At 70.2% G+C, this 17,455-nt stretch carries 39 protein-coding genes and 1 tRNA gene; all 40 read right to left on the bottom strand.

All coding sequences use genetic code 11. The features are described 5' to 3' along the window. Window positions 1–72: 72 nt before the first annotated feature. Entirely contained in the window at window positions 73–327 is a 255-nt protein-coding gene (locus OG352_RS05395; protein WP_329214871.1) for a hypothetical protein, read from the bottom strand. A 35-nt stretch (window positions 328–362) separates the two neighbouring features. Further along, a tRNA-Tyr gene (locus OG352_RS05400) sits at window positions 363–438 on the bottom strand. 44 nt (window positions 439–482) lie between these two features. Beyond that, window positions 483–1,601: a DUF932 domain-containing protein gene (locus OG352_RS05405; RefSeq protein ID WP_329214873.1), complete on the bottom strand. Its 1,119-nt coding sequence runs from the start codon at window positions 1,599–1,601 to the stop codon at window positions 483–485. Between the two features lie 31 nt (window positions 1,602–1,632). After that, window positions 1,633–1,878 (bottom strand): hypothetical protein, encoded by a 246-nt coding sequence (locus tag OG352_RS05410; protein WP_329214875.1) that lies wholly within the window; start codon window positions 1,876–1,878, stop codon window positions 1,633–1,635. Between the two features lie 32 nt (window positions 1,879–1,910). After that, complete coding sequence (locus OG352_RS05415) at window positions 1,911–2,270, bottom strand: hypothetical protein (RefSeq protein WP_329214877.1); 360 nt, start codon at window positions 2,268–2,270, stop codon at window positions 1,911–1,913. Between the two features lie 154 nt (window positions 2,271–2,424). Then, window positions 2,425–2,991 (bottom strand): hypothetical protein, encoded by a 567-nt coding sequence (locus tag OG352_RS05420; protein ID WP_329214879.1) that lies wholly within the window; start codon window positions 2,989–2,991, stop codon window positions 2,425–2,427. A 407-nt stretch (window positions 2,992–3,398) separates the two neighbouring features. Continuing rightward, window positions 3,399–3,869, bottom strand: coding sequence for a hypothetical protein (locus OG352_RS05425; protein WP_329214880.1), 471 nt, complete (start codon window positions 3,867–3,869; stop codon window positions 3,399–3,401). Beyond that, the gene (locus OG352_RS05430) at window positions 3,859–4,173 is read right to left on the bottom strand and encodes a hypothetical protein (RefSeq protein ID WP_329214882.1); all 315 of its coding nucleotides are present in this window, start codon (window positions 4,171–4,173) and stop codon (window positions 3,859–3,861) included. Before OG352_RS05430 ends, OG352_RS05425 begins: the two co-directional genes overlap by 11 nt. Continuing rightward, a complete protein-coding gene (locus OG352_RS05435) occupies window positions 4,166–4,330 on the bottom strand; it encodes a hypothetical protein (RefSeq protein WP_329214884.1) in 165 nt (54 codons plus the stop codon). The genes OG352_RS05430 and OG352_RS05435 overlap by 8 nt, the downstream gene beginning before the upstream one ends. Then, complete coding sequence (locus OG352_RS05440; RefSeq protein ID WP_329214887.1) at window positions 4,323–4,589, bottom strand: hypothetical protein; 267 nt, start codon at window positions 4,587–4,589, stop codon at window positions 4,323–4,325. The genes OG352_RS05435 and OG352_RS05440 overlap by 8 nt, the downstream gene beginning before the upstream one ends. Next, window positions 4,579–4,890 (bottom strand): hypothetical protein, encoded by a 312-nt coding sequence (locus tag OG352_RS05445; protein WP_329214889.1) that lies wholly within the window; start codon window positions 4,888–4,890, stop codon window positions 4,579–4,581. Before OG352_RS05445 ends, OG352_RS05440 begins: the two co-directional genes overlap by 11 nt. Next, window positions 4,887–5,267: a hypothetical protein gene (locus OG352_RS05450; RefSeq protein WP_329214891.1), complete on the bottom strand. Its 381-nt coding sequence runs from the start codon at window positions 5,265–5,267 to the stop codon at window positions 4,887–4,889. The genes OG352_RS05445 and OG352_RS05450 overlap by 4 nt, the downstream gene beginning before the upstream one ends. Window positions 5,268–5,290: 23 nt before the next feature. After that, complete coding sequence (locus OG352_RS05455) at window positions 5,291–5,500, bottom strand: hypothetical protein (protein WP_329214894.1); 210 nt, start codon at window positions 5,498–5,500, stop codon at window positions 5,291–5,293. Further along, complete coding sequence (locus OG352_RS05460; protein ID WP_329214896.1) at window positions 5,497–5,865, bottom strand: hypothetical protein; 369 nt, start codon at window positions 5,863–5,865, stop codon at window positions 5,497–5,499. Before OG352_RS05460 ends, OG352_RS05455 begins: the two co-directional genes overlap by 4 nt. Beyond that, on the bottom strand, window positions 5,849–6,163 hold the full coding sequence (locus OG352_RS05465) for a hypothetical protein (RefSeq protein ID WP_329214898.1): 315 nt from the start codon (window positions 6,161–6,163) through the stop codon (window positions 5,849–5,851). Before OG352_RS05465 ends, OG352_RS05460 begins: the two co-directional genes overlap by 17 nt. An 11-nt stretch (window positions 6,164–6,174) precedes the next feature. Next, window positions 6,175–6,429, bottom strand: a complete 255-nt coding sequence (locus OG352_RS05470) for a hypothetical protein (protein WP_329214900.1) — start codon at window positions 6,427–6,429, stop codon at window positions 6,175–6,177. After that, on the bottom strand, window positions 6,426–6,692 hold the full coding sequence (locus OG352_RS05475; protein WP_329214902.1) for a hypothetical protein: 267 nt from the start codon (window positions 6,690–6,692) through the stop codon (window positions 6,426–6,428). Before OG352_RS05475 ends, OG352_RS05470 begins: the two co-directional genes overlap by 4 nt. A gap of 2 nt (window positions 6,693–6,694) precedes the next feature. Then, entirely contained in the window at window positions 6,695–6,943 is a 249-nt protein-coding gene (locus tag OG352_RS05480) for a hypothetical protein (RefSeq protein ID WP_329214904.1), read from the bottom strand. A gap of 3 nt (window positions 6,944–6,946) precedes the next feature. Further along, window positions 6,947–7,300: a hypothetical protein gene (locus OG352_RS05485; RefSeq protein WP_329214906.1), complete on the bottom strand. Its 354-nt coding sequence runs from the start codon at window positions 7,298–7,300 to the stop codon at window positions 6,947–6,949. A 6-nt stretch (window positions 7,301–7,306) separates the two neighbouring features. Next, window positions 7,307–7,555: a hypothetical protein gene (locus OG352_RS05490; RefSeq protein ID WP_329214908.1), complete on the bottom strand. Its 249-nt coding sequence runs from the start codon at window positions 7,553–7,555 to the stop codon at window positions 7,307–7,309. Then, window positions 7,552–7,923, bottom strand: coding sequence for a hypothetical protein (locus OG352_RS05495; protein WP_329214910.1), 372 nt, complete (start codon window positions 7,921–7,923; stop codon window positions 7,552–7,554). Before OG352_RS05495 ends, OG352_RS05490 begins: the two co-directional genes overlap by 4 nt. Further along, window positions 7,916–8,278 carry a hypothetical protein gene (locus tag OG352_RS05500; RefSeq protein WP_329214912.1) on the bottom strand — a complete coding sequence of 121 codons (363 nt, stop codon included), beginning with the start codon at window positions 8,276–8,278 and terminating at the stop codon, window positions 7,916–7,918. The genes OG352_RS05495 and OG352_RS05500 overlap by 8 nt, the downstream gene beginning before the upstream one ends. A gap of 2 nt (window positions 8,279–8,280) precedes the next feature. Then, window positions 8,281–10,005: a hypothetical protein gene (locus tag OG352_RS05505; protein ID WP_329214914.1), complete on the bottom strand. Its 1,725-nt coding sequence runs from the start codon at window positions 10,003–10,005 to the stop codon at window positions 8,281–8,283. Next, on the bottom strand, window positions 10,002–10,361 hold the full coding sequence (locus tag OG352_RS05510) for a hypothetical protein (protein WP_329214916.1): 360 nt from the start codon (window positions 10,359–10,361) through the stop codon (window positions 10,002–10,004). The genes OG352_RS05505 and OG352_RS05510 overlap by 4 nt, the downstream gene beginning before the upstream one ends. Continuing rightward, a complete protein-coding gene (locus OG352_RS05515) occupies window positions 10,358–11,857 on the bottom strand; it encodes a glycosyltransferase family 2 protein (RefSeq protein WP_329214918.1) in 1,500 nt (499 codons plus the stop codon). Before OG352_RS05515 ends, OG352_RS05510 begins: the two co-directional genes overlap by 4 nt. Continuing rightward, the gene (locus OG352_RS05520; protein ID WP_329214919.1) at window positions 11,854–12,021 is read right to left on the bottom strand and encodes a hypothetical protein; all 168 of its coding nucleotides are present in this window, start codon (window positions 12,019–12,021) and stop codon (window positions 11,854–11,856) included. The genes OG352_RS05515 and OG352_RS05520 overlap by 4 nt, the downstream gene beginning before the upstream one ends. Before the next feature lie 3 nt (window positions 12,022–12,024). After that, window positions 12,025–12,252, bottom strand: coding sequence for a hypothetical protein (locus OG352_RS05525; RefSeq protein WP_329214920.1), 228 nt, complete (start codon window positions 12,250–12,252; stop codon window positions 12,025–12,027). Further along, a complete protein-coding gene (locus OG352_RS05530) occupies window positions 12,249–12,494 on the bottom strand; it encodes a hypothetical protein (protein WP_329214922.1) in 246 nt (81 codons plus the stop codon). The genes OG352_RS05525 and OG352_RS05530 overlap by 4 nt, the downstream gene beginning before the upstream one ends. Then, window positions 12,494–12,697, bottom strand: a complete 204-nt coding sequence (locus tag OG352_RS05535; protein ID WP_329214924.1) for a hypothetical protein — start codon at window positions 12,695–12,697, stop codon at window positions 12,494–12,496. Before OG352_RS05535 ends, OG352_RS05530 begins: the two co-directional genes overlap by 1 nt. After that, on the bottom strand, window positions 12,694–13,113 hold the full coding sequence (locus tag OG352_RS05540; protein ID WP_329214926.1) for a hypothetical protein: 420 nt from the start codon (window positions 13,111–13,113) through the stop codon (window positions 12,694–12,696). The genes OG352_RS05535 and OG352_RS05540 overlap by 4 nt, the downstream gene beginning before the upstream one ends. After that, window positions 13,110–13,775, bottom strand: coding sequence for a WhiB family transcriptional regulator (locus OG352_RS05545; RefSeq protein ID WP_329214928.1), 666 nt, complete (start codon window positions 13,773–13,775; stop codon window positions 13,110–13,112). Before OG352_RS05545 ends, OG352_RS05540 begins: the two co-directional genes overlap by 4 nt. 21 nt (window positions 13,776–13,796) lie before the next feature. Then, on the bottom strand, window positions 13,797–14,162 hold the full coding sequence (locus OG352_RS05550) for an HU family DNA-binding protein (RefSeq protein ID WP_329214930.1): 366 nt from the start codon (window positions 14,160–14,162) through the stop codon (window positions 13,797–13,799). Between the two features lie 52 nt (window positions 14,163–14,214). After that, window positions 14,215–14,490, bottom strand: coding sequence for a hypothetical protein (locus OG352_RS05555; RefSeq protein WP_329214932.1), 276 nt, complete (start codon window positions 14,488–14,490; stop codon window positions 14,215–14,217). Next, window positions 14,487–15,230, bottom strand: coding sequence for a VWA domain-containing protein (locus OG352_RS05560; RefSeq protein WP_329214934.1), 744 nt, complete (start codon window positions 15,228–15,230; stop codon window positions 14,487–14,489). Before OG352_RS05560 ends, OG352_RS05555 begins: the two co-directional genes overlap by 4 nt. 76 nt (window positions 15,231–15,306) lie before the next feature. Next, window positions 15,307–15,756, bottom strand: coding sequence for a hypothetical protein (locus OG352_RS05565; protein WP_329214936.1), 450 nt, complete (start codon window positions 15,754–15,756; stop codon window positions 15,307–15,309). After that, window positions 15,753–15,992 carry a hypothetical protein gene (locus OG352_RS05570; RefSeq protein WP_329214938.1) on the bottom strand — a complete coding sequence of 80 codons (240 nt, stop codon included), beginning with the start codon at window positions 15,990–15,992 and terminating at the stop codon, window positions 15,753–15,755. Before OG352_RS05570 ends, OG352_RS05565 begins: the two co-directional genes overlap by 4 nt. Next, window positions 15,989–16,354, bottom strand: coding sequence for a VVA0879 family protein (locus OG352_RS05575; protein ID WP_329214940.1), 366 nt, complete (start codon window positions 16,352–16,354; stop codon window positions 15,989–15,991). The genes OG352_RS05570 and OG352_RS05575 overlap by 4 nt, the downstream gene beginning before the upstream one ends. Before the next feature lies 1 nt (window position 16,355). Further along, window positions 16,356–16,697, bottom strand: coding sequence for a hypothetical protein (locus tag OG352_RS05580; RefSeq protein WP_329214942.1), 342 nt, complete (start codon window positions 16,695–16,697; stop codon window positions 16,356–16,358). Next, entirely contained in the window at window positions 16,694–17,029 is a 336-nt protein-coding gene (locus tag OG352_RS05585; protein WP_329214944.1) for a hypothetical protein, read from the bottom strand. The genes OG352_RS05580 and OG352_RS05585 overlap by 4 nt, the downstream gene beginning before the upstream one ends. Beyond that, complete coding sequence (locus tag OG352_RS05590; RefSeq protein ID WP_329214946.1) at window positions 17,026–17,445, bottom strand: hypothetical protein; 420 nt, start codon at window positions 17,443–17,445, stop codon at window positions 17,026–17,028. The genes OG352_RS05585 and OG352_RS05590 overlap by 4 nt, the downstream gene beginning before the upstream one ends. Window positions 17,446–17,455 lie beyond the last annotated feature (10 nt).

Consider the following 17,455-nt stretch of genomic DNA (forward strand, 5'->3'; position numbering starts at 1 on the left):
TGGGCGGGGGCGGCGCGGGGCGCGGCCCTGGGTGGCGGCCGGTAGGGGGGAGTACGGCCGCCGGTCTGGGGGTCAGGTGAAGCAGAGGAAGTCGAAGGTGACGTCGTTGCCGTCCTTGTCGGTGACCGCGATGTCCCACACCTCGTGGCGGTCTGCGCAGCGGCTGATGACGCGGCCCACGGTCTCGATGCCGCGTGCGGGCAGCGTGCGGACGTGGGTGCCGCTCGGGGCGGCGTAGGTGAGCGTGTAGACCTTCACGAACCGGCCCGTGCGCAGGTCGCGGCGGAGGACTCCGTGGTGGTGGACGGGGAGCGACTTGGCGGCCATTGGTTGTTCCTTCGGGTAGAGGTCTCGTGGGTGGTTGGTGGGCCCGGCCGGGGTCGAACCGGCGCGCTGTGGGGTTTACATCCCTCGCTCTGCCTCCTGAGCTACGGGCCCGGGTGGCGGCCGGAGGGGGGAGGCTCCGGCCGCCGGTCTGGGGGTCAGGCCTTGCGGAGCAGCAGGAGCCGCTGGTGGGCCTTGGTCTTCGTGTCGTCGTCCGTGCCTTCGAGGAGGGCGGTGGCGCGGGCGATCTCTTCGGTCATCGTCTTGCCGGGGCGGCGGGGGGCGATGTGGTCGAGGTAGTCGGTGATGGTGCGTTCGGCGGCGTAGGCGGTGCGTCCGGCGCGCTCGGTCTCGGTGCGGAACATCGCGTCGAGGCGTTCGGTGCGCTTCGCGGCGACGGTGCGGGTCCGGTCGGTGGCGTCGTCATCGAGGGGCCACAGGTCGGTGATCACCTGGTGGAAGTCGCGGAGGGCGATCTCGGTGCGGGCGAGTGCGGTCTCCTCGGCTGCGAAGACGTCGGCGTAGCGGAGGGTGAGTCCGAGGGTGCGGCGGGCTTCGGCGAGGTTCTCCAGGCCGCTGGTGGTGTGCCGGATGGCCCAGCGGGAGGCAGCGTCGGCGAGGGCGAGGCGCTCGGTGTTGGCGCAGACGACGCGCCAAGGGGTGACGGCGACTTCGGCCTGTGAGGTGCCGTCGTGGGAGTTGATCGCGACGATGTACAGGCGGATCTCGTCGTTCAGGCCGCCTCGGTCGATGATGACGGTGTCGGGGATCTGCATGGTGACGAAGACCCGTCGGCCGCCGCGCAGTGCCCCGGCGGATTCCCACAGCACGCCGTGCAGGTCGGCGAGGTCTTCGAGGAAGTTGAAGATCTGCCGCTGCTGGAAGATCTGGTAGCGGTCGCCGACGGTGCCGAGGGCGGCTCCGGTGTCGGAGCGGACGGTGACCCAGCGGCTGTCCATCTGCCGGTTGCTGCCGTTGTACGAGTAGCGGACGGGGACCTTGTCGACGTGGAAGTCGATCTGGCCGACCCGGAGGACGGTGTCGATGTTGGAGATTCCGCCGGGGACGACGGTGCCGAGGCCGTGCCAGGCCGGGGTGGACGTGTAGAGGGCGGCGGTGCCCCGGGAGGTGTCGAGGCCGTCGCGGCCGATGACCTCGCCCCGGTCGTAGCCGACGGTCGCGGCATACGTGCCGTTGTCTCGGCGGCGGGCACCGGCCGACTGCATGAGGGCGCGGCGGTCGCGGTTGAACTTCTCGTTGACGTCGGTGGTGCTCACTGTGTCCCCCTTCCGGGGCGGTTGGCAGATCTCAGGTGCAGGCGATGGAGCGGGTGATGGACTGGCGGCGGGCGTGGAACGGACCGGGCCGCTCGCGCCAGGGGTCGACCAGGGCGAACCGGATGTCCGGGATGCCGAAGTCGTCCAGCGCGTGGCAGATCTGGCACGGGCACGGGACAGCCAGCCACAGGCCGTGCATGTCCTCGATGGAGCCGTGGTAGATCACCAGGTCGCCCGGGGCGATCAAGTCGAGTGCGCGAAGCAACGTGTCGGACATGGCTCCCCCTTTCGCGCGGTCGGGATGGACGGTTACGGGTGGCTGCGGAGGGGCCCCGGGCTCGGGGTCCACCGCATCGCGTCGCCGCTGCCCGCCCACGCCGTCGTGGGACGGGAGGTGCGGACGACCGGGGCGCGGCGTCGACCGGCGATGCAGCCGTACCGCTCCCATGCGGTCGTGAGGATGTGCGTCTCGGACGGCTGGTAGGTCATGACGGTGCGGAAGCGGCCGTTGATCCACCGGAAGGCTTTGCCGGGTTCGCGCCGGTAGGTCTGCCGGTAGATCTCGGCGGCGACCCGGCCGAGCGGGGAGCCGTAGCGCCAGTCAGCCGGAAGACCGCGCTGCACGAGGTACTCGGCGACGGTGATCCTTCGGATGATCGGCGCGTTCATGGCAGCCCCCTCACGGACGGTTGATGGGGTGTGCGTTCCTGCCCCATGTCAAAAATTGTACGAGAAAGTACGAGCTGCCACAACCCTGGAGTCGCACTTTCTTTGACAACTCCACACTCTCCCACACCCGTTGTTGATCAACCTGGGCGGCTGCTCACGACGCCCGGTTCTCCGTGAGCAGATACAAACGGCCGCCCTCGTAGCGGGCGGGGGCTCCGGTGTCGCCGTCCAAGCAGGCGTCGTTGATGCACCAGCCGCGCGGCCGGTCGTCATCAGCCCGGCCGTACACCGTGCGCAACCCGCAGGCCAGGCACAGGGCGTGCCGGAAGTGCACGGATGCGCCGCGCAGTCCGAGGACGGTGAGGACGGTGCCGTGCCAACGGGCCACGATCCGCCGCACCTCTGGCACCCGGTCCGAGTTCTCCGCGCCGGGCGGGAGCGCCTTCAGCGCCCGCGCCCACGTCTGCGTGCGGTCCGAGCCGCGCAGGTCGGCGTCGAGCTGCACGGCCTCCGTCTTGATGCGCTGCGACCAGGACACGGCCTCGAGCGACGTCGGCGGCCGGGAGCCGGGCGGGGCGTGGCCGCCGTCCGGGGCCGGCCTGGTGCGCAGGGGAAGGTGGTCGAGGCGGTCGATGAGGCCGGGGCCGCCGTCGCCGGGGTGCTCCTCGTCGCCGCGGTAGCGGTCGAGGATGTCGGCGACCAGTTCGTCAAGCGTCTGCATCGGCAGCCCTCCGAGTAGTCCTGAGTGCGGCGCGCTTGGTTGCCACCGCCTGATAGGAACGGCCGACCCGGCGGGCGATCTCTCCGACCGGCAGGTCGTCGCGAGCTGCGAGTTCGAGTTCCTGCTGAGTCCACCGTCGTCGACCGCCGTCGCCCGTCGACGCGTACTTCGCCAGCAGCCGCTCTCGCGCCGGTCGGCACGCAGCGCTGTGCGCCTTCGTGCATGTCTCGCAGCGGCAGCCCCAGTTGCCGTAGCCGCTGGCACCGTGCTGGAAATCGGCAGTTGCCGCCCGCTGGCGGCGCCGCTCGTACCCCGCTTTGTACATGCGGGTATTGGCGGCGCGGCACTCGTCGCAGCGGCAGCCCCGCTTGTACCCCATCCAGCCGTGGCGGACCGGGGCGGAAGGATCAGAGACTGTCACCGGTGTCCCCCTCCAAGTCCCATCGGACGTTCCGGATGCCGTGGGCGAGGTACGCCTGACCGAACTGGTCGTGCGGAAGCTGCACCCGGGCGCGCGGGTAGGTGCGGTAGCGCTCCAGGTCGAAGGTGCACACCGCGGTGGTGCCGCGGCCGTCCGGATCCGGCTCGTAGCGCACCGGCCAGCGGGCGACGAGTCGGCGGGCGTACCAGCGGTTGGCGTGACGTTTCTTCCATGCCTGCCAGGTCGACGCCGGCACCTCGTACGGGACTCGGGTGCAATGGGTGAGCTGCACGGGCGGCAGGTCGTCGGCGAGGATCTGCGTCCGGAACCGGAACAGGTACTGCCCGAAGAAGTGCTGCTGCACTGACACGTCGACGTGGAGGAACAGATCCTGGTTGGCCGCGAAGTCCATGGCGTACCGCTTGAAGGTGAGCTCGATGCTGTTCTCATCGATCACGAGGCGTCTCCCGGGACTTCGGGCCATCCAAGAGGATGGTGGGAAGGCTCTGCTCGCAGTCGGAGCACTTCCTACTCGCCACCGGTGTGCCGTCGCCCAGCCGGAACGGGGTCTCCTCCCACGAGGTGTGCGGGCACCCCGGGTCCGGCTCCGCCTCGTCGGAGACCTCGTAGCCGTGCCAGTGCGCGCCGATCAGGTTCGCTGGGACCTCAGCCACGACGATCTCCACAACCCGGGCGCCGACGCTGGCGGGATCGCTGTCGGTGGCGAACGTGAGCGTGAGGCTCACCTGCTTCTCAGGCATCGGATCCTCCTGTTGGGTTCGCGAGGATGACCGTCTTCAGGAGCTCCAGGGCCTGGTGCTCAGTGAAGCCAGCGGAGACCCACGCCGTGTACAGCTCGTGATGCTGAGCGGCGAGCGCCGCGAGTTCGGCGATGGGCTCCGGCATGTCGTCAGCCACGGGCCATCTCCTCTTCGTTCACGGTGAAGGCGGCTCCGGACCGCTTGGCGTTCTTCGGCCGCTCCGCTTCGAAGGAGATGACCAACTCCTGGTCGTCGCCGCCGATGTGGACGTCGCCGGTACGGATGCCCTTCGAGGCGAGATCGGCCCGCACCCGCTCAGCAACGGTGACGGCCTTCTCGACCTCGGTGTGGTGCACGGGGGACTTCAGCGCCCACTCGTGGCGGTCGATCGTGATGACGCGGTGGTTAGCGTCCATCGGTGTTCTCCTTGCTTCGTCGTGCGTGCCAGACGCGGCGGCACCAGCCGCACACGTCGCCGGCGTCGGGGTACAGGGCACCGCTGCCTTCGGCCGGTTCCTCGCCGGGCGCCAGGGAGCGGCGGAGGCCGGGGCAGTTGGGGTAGAGGTGGTCGGTTGGGCCCATCGGGGCGAGGTACCAGGGCTGGACGCTGTTCTCGGGTCCGTGGCGGTCGCGGAGGTCGGCGTCCGCGATTGCGAGCGCGACCTCCAGGACGGTCGGGTGATCGGCGATTACGTCGCCGGGATGCGGCGGTCTCACAGGTGCGTCTCGCCGCGCGCGAGCGCCCGGTTGGCTTCCTGCTCCGCAGCACGCTCGGCGACGTCGTAGCCCAGGTACTTCGTCATCTGGGCGACGACGGCCTGGGCTGCGGTCTCGGGGAATGGCCGGTCCCGCCGGGCGTTCGCCACGATGTGCACCAGGTCGAGCAGCAGCGCGGTGGGCACGAGCTGGTCGCCGGCCCATTCGACGCGAGCACCGTGGTAGCCGCTCAGCAGGTGCTCCATCGATGTCGCAGCCGTGGCGAGCCCGTACTCGGGGTCGTCGATGACGTATACGCGGCCTGACGGGAACTCCGCGCCGTCGTAGATCCGACGGTTGTGGTGGAGGCGGAAGCCGCGGGTGAAGGCGGGTTGCATGGTGGTTCCTTCGTTCTGGTGGGTCACTGGCCGCACTTCGGGCAGGGCTCGTCCTCGAGGTCCAGGCAGACGACACAGCAGGTCACGTCGTCGTCCTCGTCGGCCCACTCCGCCCCGGCCATGTCGGTGCCGCACAGGGCGATGTCCGGAGTGCACTCACACACCGAATGCGTGAGGTCGTCGTCTGCGTCCCCCACGGTGGCGGGCGCTCGTTCGGGCGCGAGGGTGGTCACGAGCCGTCTCCTGCGATGCGCTTCAGCTGCTCGTACAGGAAGCTCCCGCTGAGCTTGTCTTCGATGCGACCGTCCTGGCCGGGGCCGGGCTCGGTGACGCCGTTGATGGCGCGCGCCGCCGCCAGCGCCGGGCACGGCAGCTTGAGCGGGTTGCGCCGCCCGTCGCAGTAGCCGCACTCGCTGACCGGCAAGTGGAGGGTCGCGGCGTCCTCCAGCCAACGGAGGAGAGGCTCGCGGGCGGCCAGCAGGATTCGGAGCATCTCCAGCAGCTCGCGGCTATTGCAGTCGACGAGGTGGCCGTCGCAGTTCGTGTTGTTGCGCAGCCGTGCGGCGGCGGTGCGGAGTTCTTCAGTGGGCGTGCTCATCGCTCTCTTCTTCGGTGGTGAACCACTCGGCGGGCGGGGCGAGTTGGAGCAGGACGGTGCGGTTCTCCCTGGCGGCCCGGTCACGGTCGGCGGGGTCGACGTACCTGTGGCCGGCGGCGTTGCGCAGATACGCCTCGTACCGGATGACAAGCCCGAACGCGCCGTCCTCGACCGCCAGCTCCGAGGGCACGGGCACGTCGCCCGGGTCGATGCCGTTGATGCGCAGCCAGCGGTGCACGGCGCGGAACAGGTGCGGGCTGCGAGTCATCTGGTTCCGCAGGGCCTCGGTGTCGATCACGCGACGTCCTCTCACGGCCCGGTCACCTCCTCCGGCTGTACGTCGGACTGCGGGCGCGGCGTCGGGCGCAGGTACACGAAGCCGGGCGGCAGGGTCACGTCAGCGACCAGGGGCCAGCCGAAGACGCTGCCGAGCTGGCTCGTGGGAACCGGCTGTTCGAGGCGCTCGCTGAGCTGCGCGCGCAGGCTGGCGGTGAGCTGGTCGAGGGTTTCCGGCTCGGCCGCGACCTGCTGCACGGGGGCGATGGTGACCACGATCAGTCTCACGGGCGGGTCACCTCCAGTCGGCGTCGGCCACCGCGGTCCTGCTGGGTGGGGACGACGTGGTAGTCGGCGGCGCGCAGCTCGACGGTGATGACCTCGAGCTGGTCGGACTCGCCGGGGCCGTCCCAGAACACGTGGGCTTGGCGGCGGCCGGCCTGGGCGACGCGGATCCCGGGGTCCCAGTTCCCGTCGATGAACTCGGAGCGGTGGTGGCCCTTTTCGGTGAGGATTCTGTCGATGCTGTCGGCTCTGATCAGGCGTGCCATCGTCAGTCCTCCTTCGGGCCGAGGGCGTGATGACGTGCCATGACCGAGGCGTTGGGTGTGCACTCACCCGTGCACCCGGGCGGGCACCAGCCGAGGCACTGCGGTTGGGCGTCCAGGGCCCGGAGCACGAGGGACGGGTCTGCGGCGATCTGGTCCGCGTGGTGGGCGACGAGCCAGAGCATGCGTTGGAGGGCGCGACCCCGGCCGGCGTAGGCGTCGAGCAGGGCGTCGATGGTCTGCTGGTTGGCCACGGTTCAGCCCTCCCCTGACCGCTCGCGGTCCGCGATGAGTTCGGGGATCGATGGCCTTCCGGCATGCCGTGTTGCATGGTCCTGTCCGGTGATCGCACGAAACAGATCGTCGAACTTCCTGATGACGCGGGCCGCGCTGTCGTCCATGGCCTTCTTGGTGTGTACGCCCAGCACCTCTATCTGCCGGGTGACTTCAGCGGTGAGGATGTCGGTGACAAGTCGAGGAGCGACTTCACGCGCCTCCTTGATCGCGGCGCGGAGATCCTTGAGGGTCTCGCGGCCTTCCCGGATCGCGGCGCGGAGTTGGTCGCGTGCCTGCTCCAACTGCTCGGTGCTGGGCTGCGTCTTGGCTGGCATGGTCGATCAGCCCTCCTGCATGAGGTCGCGGGCAGCGGCGAGCAGGACCTCGCGTGGGACGATGACGGCCTGCTCGCCCGGGCCGATGCTCGCGCCGTGCTCGCTCATCTCGGCCGGCCTGATGTTGGGAACTCCAGGGGCATTGCCGATGACCATGAAGTCGCCCGAGTGGAGTTCGAGGACGTCGGGGCAGTTGGCGCCGCTCACGCTGCCCCGGGATGCGGGGCTGGTGCCGACGCGTCGGACGATGGTCATGTGGTCGGGCCTTTCTGCTGTTCGAGGACGGCGCGGATGCGGCGCGCGGCCTCTTGGTTGCTGTCCCAGGCCCCGCCGTGTGCTTCTTTCGCTTCGAGCTGGTCGGCGAGTTGGGTGAGCGCGGCTTCGGTGGCCCTGGCGCGGGTGGCCCACCGGCGGGCTTGTTCGACGGCGCGTTCGCGGGCTCGGGCCTCACTCATGGCTTCGTCGAGGTGGTCGAGGCCTTGGCGGTCGTGGCCAGACAGCCAGCTCATGGACCGGGTCATGTGCCGGATCGTCGAGCGCGCGCCAGCCAGCTCGCTGCGGTACCACTCCATCTGGTTCTGCAACTGCTCTGCGGTGGCGTCCGGCTGAAGCCCTTCACGCACGGTCGGCCTCCTGCGGGAGGTCTCGTTGTGCGAGCAGTTCGGGGATCGAGGCCTTCCCGGCCCGGCGCGATTCGGGGTCTTGGCCGGTGATCACTCGGAAGAGTTCGTCGAACTTGGCGATGACCCGGGCAGCGCTGTCGTCCATCGCCTTCTTCGTGTGGTCGCTCAGCTTCTCCAGTTGCTTGGCGACCTCCGCCGTCAGCAGGTCGGTGACGATGCGCGGCGCGACTGCACGCGCCTCCTTGATGGCGGCCTGGAGGTCCTTGAGCGTCTCGCGGCCCTCACGGATCTCAGCGCGCAGTTCGTCGCGTACGTGCTCAAGGTCCTGTGTGGTGGGCTCCTTCTTAAGCGTCACGATCAGCCCTCCATCTCGTGAGGAAGGCGGCAGCGCGTCTCCGGGTCGGCCAAGTGCTCGTCAAGACTTCCGCCGCTGGCGAGCATGGCCAGAACGCGGGCGTGCTTCTCCTGGACGTGCGCGCCGAGTTCGCTACGGAGGAACTGCGGGGCGCCGGTGCAGTAGGGGCAGGCCTGCCGGTCATTGCTGCCCAGTGCGTGGCGGCGCCAGCGGCTGTTGAGGATGAGGCGCTGGCGAAGCTGTTCTATGTGCCGGTCGCGGACGCTCATCACCACGTCGGCCATCGCGGCGCTGTGCTCCTCGGGGGACGCGACGATGCGTTCGCGAGAGCGCCGGTAGTGCTCGGAAGTGATGGCGTCCGCGTACTGCCTGCAAAGCCACGCCGGATCGGTGACGGTGATGGTGACCGAGTCGTTGTCCGGCCACTCACCCTCGTTGACCAGGTAGTTCGGGATTGTAGGCCCGATTTTGTCCACTCGGATGTCCGAACCCTTGTCCCCGCATCCGCCCTCTCCCGGGTGCTCGTAGACGCAGTCGCCGCAGGTCCCGCAGACGTGATCCGGGTTCGAGCAGTCGCTCTCGGCCTGGGCGTACTCGGGCTCCGGCTCGGCAGTGCCACGCCCTTGAGCGCGCTCCTCACCCCACCGGGCGTTCCAGTACGGCCGCGTCTGGTCGACCTCAGCGCAGGTAAAGCCGGGGTGCTCCTGGTGCCCAGCGTTGGCGCACACCGGGTACACAGCCACGGTGTCCGACCAGTGGAAGCCGTGTTCATCGATGTGGTCGCCACAATGCTGCGCGGCACGGATGCACTGCCGGGCGGGTGTGAAGCGGGTGTGCAGCGCGAAGCACTCGACAGCGGCTATGCGGTCCGCCCCAACCAGGCACGCGCGAATCGAGCGGCACCATGGCGGTCGGCCCGGGATCAGCGCGTGCGGCATCTGGCACTCGGGGCAGCGCGGCCGGGCACTGGCGCAGGACGTGTCCGAGCCGGGCGAATGGATCCACCCAGGGGCGTCGGGGTGAGCCATCCACTGCACGCGATCGCCGCACACGCACTCCAGCCCGGATTCGTCCACCCCTGCCCGGCTGCTGGCCTGGGGCTTCAGCCCCGACTGGACGACGTCGCTCGCCACGCCCTCGGAATCGCCCAGGACATCGAGCAGCTCGGCGCCGGCGGTCCGCACGAGGAACATCGACGAGCCGTGCGCGCCCTGCCAGCGGTAGGCGAGCGCGTGGGCCCGGCCGACCGCGTGCCGCCACCGGTCGCGCTGCTTCAGGAGCTGCTCGACGACCGGCATGACCGCGGCGACAATCCGTTCGTCGCCGATTTCGACTGAGGCGGCCTGCCCGTCTTGCACAGCCTGGACGGCGCGCTCGATCTGCCGGTGCAGGTGCGCCCGTTCCTGCTCGGGGCCGAGGATGGACGCGGGGACGTCGAACGCATTGATGACGTCGCCGACGAGTTCGCTGCGGGCGGCGGCCACTTCGTCGGCCCACTGGATGCGCGTGCGACCGCCGTGCCCGTGGACGCGCTCGAACGGTGCCGCGCCCTTGTTGTGCCAGACGTCGGTCTTCGGTTCGTGCATGGGTGCCTGGTCGAGCCAGTGGGTGGCCACCCAACCGTCGGAGAACTGCACGCCTTCGGCGACGACGCCCTCGCCGGAGATGCCGCTTACGTCCTCGTCCCGCTGGACAACGAAGGCCCTTGGGAATGTCGGATGGCTCATCGCGCGGCTCCCTCGGTCAGGGATGCTGTGTTGCGCCGGTCGATGGCCTCGATCCAGGCGACGGCGAAGGCTGCGACGTGCACCAGCTTGGCGCGCAGCACGGCCGGGTCGGACTCGGCGAATGTCTCCCGCACCTGCGTGTTCAGGATGTCCCGCCACGCGAGCAGTCCCCTCCCCGCCATCACCGTTTGCTGGTGGCGGGCAAAGTCGGCTCGATCGCGGTCTCCGCGATCCGCTGTGCCATCGGGGTGGTTGCGGCCACCCCATTGGCCGTCCTGCACAGGGCCGTCCTGTAGTGCGCGTTCGCTGAGCACCTCGCGCAGGACGCGGTAGGTGGTGTTCGGATTGCCGGTCATCGGACGGTTCCTTCGTGCACGGGCGCGGCGGTGCGCTGGCGCGGGATGGGCAGGGTGAGGGTGGTCTCGGTTTCGGGGTCGAGCAGCTTCGCGACCGGGATCCTGGGGATCTTCACGGTGTCGTCGTCCGGCAGCGCCCCGGCGGCCGGGGAGGCGAGGGCGACTTCGGCGCCGTTCTGGCGAGTGCCCCAGCCGGTGCGGGCGCAGGTGGCCATGCCGTACCAGCGCATCGCACGAAGCACCGTCCAGGACGAGATGACGGCGAGCGGCATCAGCAGCCAGGTGGCGACCCGGCCGGGGAGGGTCTCGTCGCTGCGGGCGATGGACAGGAACCGCAGGGCCTGTGCCCAGCCGATCAGGAACGGTACGACCAGGAACGAGGCCGGCGGTGTGCGGTCGTAGGCCAGCGGTTCGATGACGACGAGCCAGCCGAGGACGGCCGTGGACAGGGCGACTTGGAACCAGCGCAGGAGGTGTGCCCAGTACGCCCAGCCGGACAGCGGCAGGTAGCGGAAGCGCCACACGGAGCGGATCGTGGACCCGCGCATCCACCGCATGTACATGCGCAGGAAGTGCGAGGGCCGCTCCGGGAGCGCCGTGAACACGACCGCGGTGGGCTGCTGCACGGCCCGACCACGCAGCAGCGCGTACAGGGTGAGGAGGGAGTCGTCGGAGAACATCACGGGCCGGCCAAGGAACGTCTCGGTGAGGTAGCCGTCGAGGTTGTCGCGGACGACGTCGGCCCGGTAGGCGGCCAGGGGGCCGGAGTTGACGAGGACGCTGCCCGTGGCGGACAGGGCGGAGCGGTCGGTGAGCTGGCCCGTGACGAACCACAGGTCGGTGATTCGGGTGAGGAGGTTGGCCCGGTGGTTGGTGGCGAGGACGATCCCGGCAACGGACTGCACGGTGCGGCGCGTGAACGGGAGGAGGAGTTCCTCAAGCGCGTTCGGTGCGAGGCAGGAGTCCGAGTCGACGGTGACGTAGATGTCCGCGTCGGGGCCGGCGGTGACGGCGGCGGCCTGGGCATGGCGTTTGCCCTGGTTGGGGGTGCGTTGCCAGGTGCTGGTGATCCCGGCGACCTTCGCGGCCTGTGTCCACCAGGTGCGAACGGTCGCGTAGTCGCCGCTGGTGGATCCGTCGTCGACGACGTGAACCGCGTTGGGGCGCCGGGTCTGCGCGAGCAGGGATTCCAGGCCGAGTCGCAGATAGCCGGGGTCCTCGTTGTAGACGGGCAGGAGCACGGCGACGTGCAGCGCTTCGAGTTGGCGGCGGGCGCGCGGGGTGGGCCGGTGGGGGCGCTCCCAGTGGTACATGAGGGTCTGTGCGAGCAGCAGGACGAAGGTGACCGCCCAGACGGCGGCGAGGCGGGAGCCGGTGGCGTCGCCTGCGGCCTCGAGGCCGTGGTGGACGGCCCAGGCGGCGGCCAGCGTCAGGCAGATCGCGCCGGTGAGGAGGATGCCCGACCGGTGCCGGTGGGCGGTGAGGGGTCTGGTCATCGCTGGCCTGCCTTGCGGCCCGGGCGGAAGCCGACGCGTATGCAGATCGCGCCGAGGGCGACGATGGCGAGCGCGGCGGCGAGCAGCCACCAGCCGGTGATGACGGTGGTGCCGATGACGATGGCTCCGGCTGCGGTGCCGGTGCGGGCGAGCTGGTCGGACATGGGTTACTCCGTGGGGTGGTTGATGGTGCCGAGTCCTTCGATGGCCCGGCAGGTGGAGAGGTCCGCGGCCGACCGGGCGGCGTGGCGGCGCTCCCGAAGGGCCTGGCGTGCCTCGATGAGGCGAGTGACGGCGGCGTGCACGGCGAGCGCCAGGCCGACGAAGACGATCAGACCGAGCACTACGGACAGGCCGCCGAGCGCGGCGACGGCGTACACCTGGCGGGTGGTCATCGCTGCCTCCGCTGTTCCCGGCCGGCGGCGAGGATCGCGTGGAGGGCGCCCCCGGAGAGCATCGCCCCGCAGATCAGCAGGCCGAAGGCGTAGCCGTTCTGCTCGCGGTAGGCGCAGTCGGCTGCGCCCAGCACGCAGGCGAGGGCCAGCAGGCCGCAGAACCACGAGTCGGACAGGCCGAGCACGCCACCGATCAGGGCGAGTGTTCCTACGGCGGCGGCCGCAATCATGAGCGTGGACATCAGGGGGTCGCTTCCGAGGGTTCGTACGTGTCGATCGGCGGGAGGGTGTCGATCGGACGGGCCGCCAGGTGCCTGACCAGTTCGCCGTTCAGGGCCGCTTCCTCCAGGTTTGCGGCTTCGGCGTCGTTCTCGGCGCACAGGCAGTAGCCGTAGGCGTCGCAGCCTCCGTACGGGCAGAGGGACAGCGCGAGTTGGGCGGTCATGACGCCCCCACGAACAAGTCGAGCTGGACGGGCGCGGCCACGGCTGCGGGCGTCATGGTGTCGGGCCGGTGGCAGACGCAGGCGCAGATCTCACGGCACAGCGCACCGGCGACCCACACCCATGCCAGGTCGTTGATGCCGTTTGCGATCCGGCGCCCGCGCCGACCGGCCGGCGGTCGGTGCTCGTACGGGTCAGGCAGATGCGCGGGCCGCAGGCTGCTCGTCTGGATGACGGTCTCGCGGACCGGGTGCCCGTCGTGCTGGCACGCCGAGTGCTGGTCCCGTTGGCATTCCACTGACGGCGGCTTCTGGCAGGCGCAATCCAGGAACGTCCCGGGGATGTGCTCGTAGCCGCGCAGCCACGATGGCGGCCACACGTGCTCGCGGACCCACGCTGCGGCTGTCGGTGTCATCATGACGCCTTCCTCGTGTGCAGGTTCGGCAGGAGACCGAGCCGCTCCCGGACCCTCTGGACTTGGGGCACGCTGACGGCCATACGCCGGGCGATCTGGAGGTCGCTGCGCCCTGCCGTCCACAGCCGGTAGACCCGCCGCTCGTGCGGCGTGTCCCCCTTCGCCGGCGGCTCCTTGGCCTGCGGCACGGTGGTCTCGGCTGTGGGCGGCACGGGTGCGGCAGCGGCCTCATGCTTCGTCTCGGCCTGTCCGGCTTCCGTGGTCGCACGGTTGAGACGGTCACGGCGGACTTCGGCGCTCCAGCACCCTGGGTCGATGCGCTCGCCGAGCCACAGATGGCGCAGGAGCGCGGTGTACGTGCCGCACTTCGGCGGTACGCCGGTGAAGACGAGTGCCGGATGGGTGCTGTGACCGACTGCTGTGGCGTCCAGACGCCACCGCTCGTGCCCGGTCAGCCCGGCGACGACGCCGTCTCGGCGGTCCTTGGAGAGGCCGTGCTCGATGCTCTGGACGTGGGCGAGGCATTGGGCGCGCACAGGGCAGCGCACCACGCAGATGATGCGGGCCTGGTGCTCGTGGCTGCTCTCGGAGAAGGTCTCGGGCTTCTCGTTTCGGCACGCCATGCGCTCCATCCAGTCGTGGCGGTGGGCGCGCGTGTCGGGCACTGATCCGGTGTAGGTCATGGCTCACCGACCGGCGGCCTTGGAGCCCTTGGGCGCCTTGCGGATGCTGGCCTTCCGGTCGCGGCGCCGCACGGCGTCGGCGAGGTGCGGGGAGATCCGGAATCGGACGGCCTGGTGTGCGGGCACGAGGACTGCCTCTCCCGTCTGGGGGTTGCGGGCCGTGCGCTTCTTGGCCCGGTAGGACATCCACGTGCCGAAGTTGGTGACCGCGACGTCGTGGCCGGACGCGGTGGCGCGGGCGATGGCGCTGAACGTGGCCATAACAGTGGCGCGGACCGCGTCCGGGGTGCTGTCGACGTCGGCGGCCACGATCTCGAGCAGCCGCGTGGTGGTCACGCGGGCTTCGATGGGGGTGGGCTTCTTCTTCAACGGGTGCTCCAGAGGGAGGGGCGCGGGGCGGGTCAGCCCCGCGCCGGGCTGATCAGTTGCAGGTGGGGTCGGCCGGGACGACGGCGATCGCGGCGTACGGGGAGTCGCCGTGGTAGGCGATGTAGAGCCGATTGCCGTGATCACATTTGGTCGAGGCGTTGGAGAAGCCGTCGGGCATGCGAATCAGGTCGGCGGGGGTCCCGTTGTCCTTGCCGGAGCGAGGCGCGTCCTTGAAGGGCTCGCTGTACTTGGAGCTGCATCCGGCGAGCAGCAGGAGGAGCACCGCGGTGAGGGCTGCTGCGATGGCGCGCGGGAGACGGTGCTTCACGGCGTGAGGCCCTTCGCGCGGGCCGCTGCGAGCCAGGTGCCGAACTCCTTGGTGATGCCGTCGTACAGCTCGGCGTCGGGCAGGTTGAGTGGCCGGGCTCCGGCGTGGAAGTAGCTGGCGTTGTCGACGAGCCGGCCGCCCATCTTGTCCAGCTGCTTCAGGAAGCCGACCTGGCTGTGGCCGTAGCCGACGAAGGACCAGAAGATCGGAAGCTTGGAGGCCTGGGCAAGCTGGAGCCGGGCGGCGTCCTTGTCCTGGGGGTCGCCGTCGGTCTGGAAGATGACGAGAGCGGGGTCGGTGGCCTCCGCGTTCAGGTAGTGCTCGATGACCGCGCGCATCGCGATCGTGTACTGAGTGCCGCCCATCGTGCGCTCGCCGCCATGCAACTGGTGCTGCTGATCGACGACGCCTTCGTACTGGTCGAGGCTGACGTCGACGAGCGGGTACGGCCGCGAGTCGAACAGCACGAGGGGCACGGTGCCGTCGTCGCCCAGGTTCACGGACAGGCCCAGGGCTTGGTCGGCGAGGTGCTGGACGCTGCCGTCGCGGAAGTAGTCGCGCATCGAGCCGGAGCGGTCGACGACGAGGTACACCGCGGCACGCTGCCCGGCCAGACCGTTCTTCGCCAGGGAGACGGTGGCAGTCTTGGCGAGGGAGACGAGGCCGGCGGGGACCTTGTCGAGGCTGATCGCCGGAGTGTGGCTGGCGGCCGGGGCCGCAGGGGTGTTGTGTTTGAACACGGTGGGTTTCTCTTCTCGGTGGTTGCCGCGCCCGCCGCCGGGCCGGTGTCATCCGGGCGGCGGGCGCGGGGCTGGGTTAGCTCGGCTCGGCGGCCGAGCTGTGGGCGAGGGAGGCCTTGCGGAGTGGCACGGCCACGGAGGACGGCACGGGGGTCGGTGGGGGTGTGAGGGCCTTCACCGCCATCAGCGGTCTGATGGCGGTGGCGTTGGACAGCGCGGCCCTCAGGCTCGTGTTCGTCTCACGGAGCTGACCAGCCTCAACCTCGGCGTCCAAGACGAGTCGCTCGGCCTTGCCGAGGTTCGCCCTCAGGCCGTTGCGGTCGGCTGTGACGGCGTCGAGTTCGGACGTCACTGCGGTCAGCTTGCAGGTGAGTTCCTCGGCTTCCGCGTCGGCGCGGGCGAGGTCGGCGCGCAGCTTCGAGCGGGGCGCGACGTACCGGTGCAGGCCCCGGCCGGCGGGTGCCACGAAGTACACGGCCGCCACGGTGCCGGACGCCCCGACGGCGAGGGAGAGGTAGGCGATCACGTGGCAGATCCCTTCACCGGGATCGCGCCGAACGGCTGCTTCTGGTCGAACAGCGGGCCGCCGGTGGCCTCGCGCAGCTCCTTGTAGGCAGCCTCGTTGGCGGTCTGAAGGTCGGCGAGTCTCTGCTCCAGGCACCGGTTGCGGTCCTGCGCTTCGGAGAGTTGGACACGCAGTCGGCGGATCTGGACGTTGCTGGTGTAGGCGCGCAGACGGCGCACGAGGTTCGGGGTGATCATGAGGCACCGTCCTTCGGCGCGAGGGGGAAGCCGTGAACGCTGCGGCCGTCCGGCAAGACGATCTCCCAGGGGCCGGGCAAGAGGCCGTAGGCAGCCCAGGTGCAGCCCCGGCCGGTGTAGCTCTTGGCCAGGGCACCGAGGGTGCGGCCGATGCACTCCTGCCCGAGCAGATCGGAGGCGATGACCGACTCGTTTGTCCTTGCGTGCGTGCGGGGGTGCTTCTCCAGGGCTTCGTGGAAGTCCTGTCCGGTGGCGATGTCCTTGCACGACGGGCACTGGAAGCCCCACGCCATCGGGTCGTCGCCAAACCGTTCGCGGGCCTCATTGACCAGTTCGGCCTGAGTCAGCTTGCGATGATCCATGTCAGGTGTCCTTGCTGGTGGTGGCCGCGTCGAGACGGGTGGAGAAGGCGGCGACGTCCTCGGTGAGGCCGGAGGCGACGGACGAGCGGAAGTCGCGGGCGGCCTGGTCGAGGTAGCGGACCCACAGGTCGGCGCCGTCCTGGGTGACTTCGGTGCGAGCGTCGAAGGACCCGGCGGGCAGGTACGCGGGGGCCCGGTCGCCGGTGCGGACCTGGAGTGCGGCCGACTGGGCGCTCGCACGGCCGCCGTACGTCCCGGCGAGCACCCACTGGCCGGGCATCTGCCGGGCCTGGTCGGCGGCGTGCCGGTGGTCGGCCCTCGGCTTGGCGGTCGGTCGGCTCACCGGTCGTCACCCCGCAGGCTGGCGGGCGTACGGACGACGTGCTCGCGCAGGACGCCGGCGGCGACGTCGTAGTCCTGCGCGCGGGCCCAGTTGGCGTGGGGGAAGGCGTCACGCAGGAGGTGCGCGGCCTGCTGGTGGAGGCCGCCGTCGAAGACGGGCACCTCCCTGCCGTGGGTGCCGATGACCATGGCCACCCACTTCTTGCCCTCCGGCCAGGTGACGCGGGTGATGCGGAGTTCCTTCACGGGACGGCCGAACAGCGTGTAGAGCTGCTCGCTCAGTGCACGGCGCGCCTTGGTGCTCGCTGTGGTTTCCGTGTCCTGCCCGCTCATGGGGTGCCGCCGGGGTGGAAGCATTCACGGACGTCGTCCATGAGCCTCTGGTGGGCGGCGATGGTCATCGGCGGCCACCGGTGCTCCGGGCCGGCGTGGGCCTCGCGGAACCAGCGGTCGCAGACGGCCAGCAGCATGACTTCGCGGTCTGCGTCGCGTACGGCGTGCTCTCCGTCGGCCGGGGTGACTGCCTCGGGGTGGTCGGCGGCGAGCAGGGCGAAGGCTTCCTCGAGGGCCGGGGAGTCCAGGGCGTGCCGGTCCGGGCTGGTGAGGGGCAGCGCGTCGTGCAGTCGGGTGAAGTAGATGGTCTGGGCGCGGCGGGAGTGCCGGAGCCGGAACGAGTCCCAGCGTTCGCGGAGGCCGACGTGCGGGTGGTGCGGGGTGGTGCGACGGCTGATGTGCAGCGGTGCGGTCATCGCCATCGCC

It is taken from the genome of Streptomyces sp. NBC_01485, assembly GCF_036227125.1.
Lineage (GTDB): Bacteria > Actinomycetota > Actinomycetes > Streptomycetales > Streptomycetaceae > Streptomyces.

Coding starts and splice junctions, on each gene's coding strand:
- OG352_RS05520 (WP_329214919.1), bottom strand. CDS start 12,021: ATGTCCGACCAGCTCGCCCGCACCGGCACCGCAGCCGGAGCCATCGTC.
- OG352_RS05575 (WP_329214940.1), bottom strand. CDS start 16,354: ATGGATCATCGCAAGCTGACTCAGGCCGAACTGGTCAATGAGGCCCGC.
- OG352_RS05460 (WP_329214896.1), bottom strand. CDS start 5,865: ATGAGCACGCCCACTGAAGAACTCCGCACCGCCGCCGCACGGCTGCGC.
- OG352_RS05430 (WP_329214882.1), bottom strand. CDS start 4,173: ATGCCTGAGAAGCAGGTGAGCCTCACGCTCACGTTCGCCACCGACAGC.
- OG352_RS05395 (WP_329214871.1), bottom strand. CDS start 327: ATGGCCGCCAAGTCGCTCCCCGTCCACCACCACGGAGTCCTCCGCCGC.
- OG352_RS05410 (WP_329214875.1), bottom strand. CDS start 1,878: ATGTCCGACACGTTGCTTCGCGCACTCGACTTGATCGCCCCGGGCGAC.
- OG352_RS05450 (WP_329214891.1), bottom strand. CDS start 5,267: ATGCAACCCGCCTTCACCCGCGGCTTCCGCCTCCACCACAACCGTCGG.
- OG352_RS05485 (WP_329214906.1), bottom strand. CDS start 7,300: ATGCCAGCCAAGACGCAGCCCAGCACCGAGCAGTTGGAGCAGGCACGC.
- OG352_RS05590 (WP_329214946.1), bottom strand. CDS start 17,445: ATGACCGCACCGCTGCACATCAGCCGTCGCACCACCCCGCACCACCCG.
- OG352_RS05475 (WP_329214902.1), bottom strand. CDS start 6,692: ATGGCACGCCTGATCAGAGCCGACAGCATCGACAGAATCCTCACCGAA.
- OG352_RS05415 (WP_329214877.1), bottom strand. CDS start 2,270: ATGAACGCGCCGATCATCCGAAGGATCACCGTCGCCGAGTACCTCGTG.
- OG352_RS05505 (WP_329214914.1), bottom strand. CDS start 10,005: ATGAGCCATCCGACATTCCCAAGGGCCTTCGTTGTCCAGCGGGACGAG.
- OG352_RS05515 (WP_329214918.1), bottom strand. CDS start 11,857: ATGACCAGACCCCTCACCGCCCACCGGCACCGGTCGGGCATCCTCCTC.
- OG352_RS05570 (WP_329214938.1), bottom strand. CDS start 15,992: ATGATCACCCCGAACCTCGTGCGCCGTCTGCGCGCCTACACCAGCAAC.
- OG352_RS05585 (WP_329214944.1), bottom strand. CDS start 17,029: ATGAGCGGGCAGGACACGGAAACCACAGCGAGCACCAAGGCGCGCCGT.
- OG352_RS05540 (WP_329214926.1), bottom strand. CDS start 13,113: ATGATGACACCGACAGCCGCAGCGTGGGTCCGCGAGCACGTGTGGCCG.
- OG352_RS05525 (WP_329214920.1), bottom strand. CDS start 12,252: ATGACCACCCGCCAGGTGTACGCCGTCGCCGCGCTCGGCGGCCTGTCC.
- OG352_RS05530 (WP_329214922.1), bottom strand. CDS start 12,494: ATGTCCACGCTCATGATTGCGGCCGCCGCCGTAGGAACACTCGCCCTG.
- OG352_RS05535 (WP_329214924.1), bottom strand. CDS start 12,697: ATGACCGCCCAACTCGCGCTGTCCCTCTGCCCGTACGGAGGCTGCGAC.
- OG352_RS05510 (WP_329214916.1), bottom strand. CDS start 10,361: ATGACCGGCAATCCGAACACCACCTACCGCGTCCTGCGCGAGGTGCTC.
- OG352_RS05420 (WP_329214879.1), bottom strand. CDS start 2,991: ATGCAGACGCTTGACGAACTGGTCGCCGACATCCTCGACCGCTACCGC.
- OG352_RS05440 (WP_329214887.1), bottom strand. CDS start 4,589: ATGGACGCTAACCACCGCGTCATCACGATCGACCGCCACGAGTGGGCG.
- OG352_RS05490 (WP_329214908.1), bottom strand. CDS start 7,555: ATGACCATCGTCCGACGCGTCGGCACCAGCCCCGCATCCCGGGGCAGC.